Genomic DNA, 4386 nt, shown 5'->3' on the forward strand with positions numbered 1-4386 from the left:
TTTCGCAACACTGAACGTTGCGAAAGTGGCTTTCGCAACACCTCCCGCGAGACCGGGCGCCCAACCACGGCACGGCACGTTTGCCCTGCCTCTCAATAATCCCGAAGCGCCACTCACGACGCCGCGCGCGTATCAAGAAGTGCGCGAGGCGTACTTCGCGGCCGCGGCGACGAACTCGCTCGCCCTGGTCGCGAGGTCCGCGAGTGAACCGCTGGAGGTGAGCGAGTCACCCAGCAGCGGTGTCGCGGCGGCGACGGCGATCGAGCCCGATTCGAGGTACTTCGGCACGTCGGCCAGGTGGACCCCGCCGGTCGGCACGAGCGGGATGTCCGGCATCGGCGCCCGGATCGCCCGCAGGTAGGCGATCCCACCGACGGCGGCGACCGGGAAGACCTTCACCGCGGCCGCGCCGAGCCGCCAGGCCTGGTCGATCTCGGTCGGCGTCAGCGCCCCGCAGATCACCGGCAGCCCGCGCTCGTGCGCGCGCTCCAGCACCAGCGGGTTCACCGTCGGCGTGACCAGGAACGTCGCGCCCGCGTCCGCCGCGATGTCCACATCGGACGGTTCACGGACGCTCCCGGCGCCGACGTGCGAGTCGTCGCCGAGCTTCTTGCGGATGGTCGCGATGGCCTCGGGCGCTCCCGGCGTGGTCAGTGTCGCTTCGAGCACCCGGAGGCCCGCCGCGTGCAACACCGTGGCGGCGTCGGCGAAGCGGCTCGCGTCGTCGGCTCGCAGGATCGCGACGAGCCGGTGTTCGATCAGGGTGTCCTGGAGGTCGTGCTGGATCATGCGGACGGAACCGGCGCCTTTCCGGTGTAGGTCACGCCTGCCTCGTCGAAGTCCTTGAGCGCGGCGTCGACCGTCGGCTGCGAACCGCCCACGGTGAGGTCCAGCAGCACCCGGACGGTGAAGCCCGCCTTCGCCGCGTCGAGCGCTGTCGCGCGGACGCAGAAGTCGGTCGCGATGCCGACGACCTCGACCTCGGTGACGTCGTGTTCCTTCAACCACGCGTCGAGCGTCTTGCCGTCGCGCGCGTTGCCCTCGAAACCGGAGTACGCGGCGGTGTACTCGCCCTTGGAGAAGACTTCGCTGATCGGGACCACGTCGAGCGCGGGATGGAACGACGCGCCGGAGGTGCCCGCGACGCAGTGACGCGGCCAGCTGTCCTTGAAGTCCGGCGTCTCGCTGAAGTGGTCGCCCGGGTCGATGTGGTAGTCCCGGGTGGCGACGACGTGCGCGTAGCCGCCCTCGGCGGCCCGCTTGGAGATCGCTTCGGCGGCCGCGGCGCCGCCGGGCAGGCCGAGCGACCCGCCTTCGCAGAAGTCGTTCTGCACATCGACCACGATCAGGGCGGTCCCCATGTGTTGCTCCTGAGTTCTCTCTAGACGAATACGGTCGGGATGGCGGGCTCCCCGTGGGAGAGCTTGAGGCCCTCCCACGGCAGGCTCACCAAGGCCTGCCGAAGCCGCTGGCGCGCGTCGTCCAGCGTGGGCAAATCATCCACCGTCCGGCCGTCCCGGACCAGCGGAATCTGCAATTCGTGGTCGTTCGGCCCCCGTTCCGGTACCGGCGAGGCGGCGGTCCAGATCACCTCTTCGACGGCGGTGCCGGTGCTCCGGTGCCGCCGCAGCGCGGATTTCCGGCCGCCGCGGGACTCCTTGTGCGCGCTGCGCTTGGCGACCGGTTTGCCGTCGACGTCGACGAGCTTGTAGACCATCCCGGCGGTCGGCGCGCCGGAACCGGTGACGACCGAGGTGCCGACGCCGTACGCGTCGACCGGCTCCGCCCGCAGCGCGGCGATGGCGTGTTCGTCGAGGTCGCCGGACACCACGATGCGGGTGTCCTTGGCGCCGAGGGAGTCCAGCTGCTCGCGGGCCTTGCGGGCCAGCGGGCCCACGTCGCCGGAGTCGATGCGGATCGCGCCGAGCTCGGTTCCCGCCACCCGCACGGCCGTCTCGATGCCCTGGGTGATGTCGTAGGTGTCCACCAGGAGTGTGGTGTCGGCACCCATCTTGTCCACCTGCGCGCGGAACGCCTCTTCCTCACTGTCGTGCAGGAGCATGAACGCGTGCGCGACCGTTCCCCGCGTCGGGATTCCGTAGCGGCGACCGGCTTCGAGGTTGGAAGTCGTGGCGAAACCGGCGAGGTACGCGGCCCGCGCGGCGGCGACGGCGGCCCACTCGTGCGTGCGGCGTCCGCCCATCTCGATGATCGGCCTGCCGTGCGCGGCACCCGACATCCGCGCCGCCGCGGACGCGATCGCGCTGTCGTGGTTGAGGATCGACAGGATCAGCGTCTCCAGCACGACGGCCTCGCCGAAGGAACCGGTGACGGTCAGGATCGGGGAGCCCGGGAAGTAGAGCTCACCCTCGGAATAGCCGTCGATGTTCCCCGAGAAGGAGTAGTTCGCGAGCCACGAAAGGGTGGCGTCGTCGACGACGGCGGTCGCTTCCAGCTGGCTCAGCTCGGCGTCGGTGAACCGGAAGTCCGCGATCGAGTCGAGGACTCGGCCGGTCCCGGCGACGACGCCGTAGCGGCGGCCGTCGGGGAGACGACGTGCGAAGACCTCGAAGACGCAGGGCCTGTCGGCGGTCCCGTCGGCGAGGGCGCTGGCCAGCATGGTCAGCTCGTAGTGGTCGGTGAGCAGCGCGGTGCCGGCGCCAGTGGCCGCCTCGGGGAAACCCATGGTGCCAGCCTATTCACCCACATGGCCGGACCTGCCAACCCATACCGGGTTGGGCCCGTGACACCATGGAGTGCATGTCCACGCCTGTCGCGTCCGAGCAGACGCAGGTTGATCCACAGGGAGTAGAAGTCGTCTCTGAGGACAATCCCTGGCGGACGGTCGTCTGGAACGATCCGGTGAACCTGATGTCGTACGTGACGTACGTGTTCCAGAAGCTGTTCGGTTACAGCCGGGACCACGCGACGAAGCTCATGCTCGACGTGCACCACAAGGGCAAGGCGATCGTGTCCTCCGGTTCGAAGGAGAAGGTGGAGACCGACGTGGCGAAACTGCACGCCGCCGGCCTGTGGGCCACGATGGAACAGACTTCATGAACGGTTGGCGCCGGAAGGGCGACACCATCGTCGCGGGCTTCGAACAGCAGGAGGCCGCCGTCCTGCGCGGTCTGGTCAGCCAGCTTGAGGACATGCTCACCGCGCGCGCCGAGGAGGCGCCGCAGGACGAGCTGGCCGAGCTGACCGGGATCCGCACGGGACCGTCGGAGTCGCCGGACGACCCCGTGCTGTCGCGGCTGCTGCCGGACTTCCACAAGCTGGACCCGGACAACCCGACCCGCGAGGACATCGATTCGGCGGCCGCGATGCGGTCGATCCACGAGCCGGAACTGCTGGACAAGAAGGTCGGCGTCGCCAAGGTCGTGCTGGACACGCTGCCGCGTGACGGCGGGAACGTGCGGCTCACCTTCGAGCAGGCCGACGCCTGGCTGGGGGCGCTCAACGACGTCCGGCTGGCGCTGGGCACCGCGCTCGACGTCACCGAGGACATGCCCGACGAGCTGCCGGAGGACGACCCGCGCGCGCCGCATCTGGGCGTCTACCACTGGCTGACCTGGGTGCAGGAAACCCTCATCCAGTCGCTCACGTCATGATCACCGACGTCCCCGGGGTGCTGGTCGGGCACCACGAGCGGGTCGGTGACGGCTGGGCGACGGGGACGACGGTCGTGCTGGTCCCCGGCGGCGCCGTCGGGGCCGTCGACCAGCGCGGCGGCGCGCCCGGAACGCGCGAGACCAACCTGCTGGAGCCGGAGAACCTGGTCCAGCACGTGAACGCGATCTGCCTGTCCGGCGGGAGCGCGTACGGCCTGGCCGCGGCGGACGGCGTCATGCGCTGGCTCGCGGAGCGGAACCTGGGCATCCCGGTCGGCGCTCAGCCGCACGAAGTCGTGCCGATCGTGCCCGCCGCGGTGCTGTTCGACCTGCCGCGCGGGGACTGGGGCAACCGTCCGGACGCGTCGTTCGGCTACGCGGCCTGTGAAGCCGCCGCGGCCGGCCCTGTGCCTCTGGGGACCGTCGGTGCCGGTGCCGGAGCCAAGGCGGGATCACTCAAAGGTGGGATCGGGACGGCCTCGGAACGGGTCGGTGAGTTCACGGTCGGCGTCGTCGCCGCGGTGAACGCCGCCGGTGAGGCCGTCGATCTCTCGACCGGTCGCGCCTTCGCGGCGGACCACGAGGTCGACGGCGAGTTCGGCGTCCACTGGCCGGACCGGCCCGGCGACGTCGAGGCGAAGGCGGCCGGACTCAACACGACCATCGGCGTGGTCGCGGTCGATGCCGAGCTTTCGAAGGCGGAGGCTCGGCGGCTCGCGGTGGCCGCGCAGGACGGCCTCGCCCGCTCCGTACGCCCCGCGCACACGATGTT

The 4386-nt window shown here is 70.4% G+C and carries 6 protein-coding genes; 3 read left to right on the top strand and 3 right to left on the bottom strand.

What is annotated here, in order from left to right; genetic code table 11:
* Positions 1-132: 132 nt before the first annotated feature.
* From H5J31_RS39430 to H5J31_RS39440, 3 genes are read right to left on the bottom strand one after another with little or no spacing between them, the layout of a single operon-like run.
* On the bottom strand, positions 133-789 hold the full coding sequence (locus H5J31_RS39430) for a bifunctional 4-hydroxy-2-oxoglutarate aldolase/2-dehydro-3-deoxy-phosphogluconate aldolase (protein WP_181777753.1): 657 nt from the start codon (positions 787-789) through the stop codon (positions 133-135).
* On the bottom strand, positions 786-1361 hold the full coding sequence (locus tag H5J31_RS39435; protein WP_181777754.1) for an isochorismatase family protein: 576 nt from the start codon (positions 1359-1361) through the stop codon (positions 786-788). Before H5J31_RS39435 ends, H5J31_RS39430 begins: the two co-directional genes overlap by 4 nt.
* 20 nt (positions 1362-1381) lie before the next feature.
* A complete protein-coding gene (locus H5J31_RS39440) occupies positions 1382-2686 on the bottom strand; it encodes a nicotinate phosphoribosyltransferase (RefSeq protein WP_181777755.1) in 1305 nt (434 codons plus the stop codon).
* A gap of 74 nt (positions 2687-2760) precedes the next feature.
* On the opposite strand from H5J31_RS39440, the gene clpS reads away from it, so the two are divergent.
* From clpS to H5J31_RS39455, 3 genes are all read left to right on the top strand, one after another.
* Positions 2761-3060, top strand: a complete 300-nt coding sequence (gene clpS / locus H5J31_RS39445; protein WP_181777756.1) for an ATP-dependent Clp protease adapter ClpS — start codon at positions 2761-2763, stop codon at positions 3058-3060.
* Positions 3057-3614, top strand: coding sequence for a DUF2017 domain-containing protein (locus H5J31_RS39450; RefSeq protein WP_181777757.1), 558 nt, complete (start codon positions 3057-3059; stop codon positions 3612-3614). The genes clpS and H5J31_RS39450 overlap by 4 nt, the downstream gene beginning before the upstream one ends.
* The coding region (locus H5J31_RS39455; protein WP_181777758.1) for a P1 family peptidase at positions 3611-4386 on the top strand (776 nt) is incomplete at its 3' end. The genes H5J31_RS39450 and H5J31_RS39455, both read left to right, overlap by 4 nt.

Source organism: Amycolatopsis pittospori (assembly GCF_013870525.1).
Classification (GTDB): domain Bacteria; phylum Actinomycetota; class Actinomycetes; order Mycobacteriales; family Pseudonocardiaceae; genus Amycolatopsis; species Amycolatopsis pittospori.

What these genes read in the sequence shown, in the direction of transcription:
- H5J31_RS39435 (WP_181777754.1), bottom strand. Translation starts at nt 1,361, where the DNA reads ATGGGGACCGCCCTGATCGTGGTCGATGTGCAGAACGACTTCTGCGAA.
- H5J31_RS39450 (WP_181777757.1), top strand. Translation starts at nt 3,057, where the DNA reads ATGAACGGTTGGCGCCGGAAGGGCGACACCATCGTCGCGGGCTTCGAA.
- clpS (WP_181777756.1), top strand. Translation starts at nt 2,761, where the DNA reads ATGTCCACGCCTGTCGCGTCCGAGCAGACGCAGGTTGATCCACAGGGA.
- H5J31_RS39430 (WP_181777753.1), bottom strand. Translation starts at nt 789, where the DNA reads ATGATCCAGCACGACCTCCAGGACACCCTGATCGAACACCGGCTCGTC.
- H5J31_RS39440 (WP_181777755.1), bottom strand. Translation starts at nt 2,686, where the DNA reads ATGGGTTTCCCCGAGGCGGCCACTGGCGCCGGCACCGCGCTGCTCACC.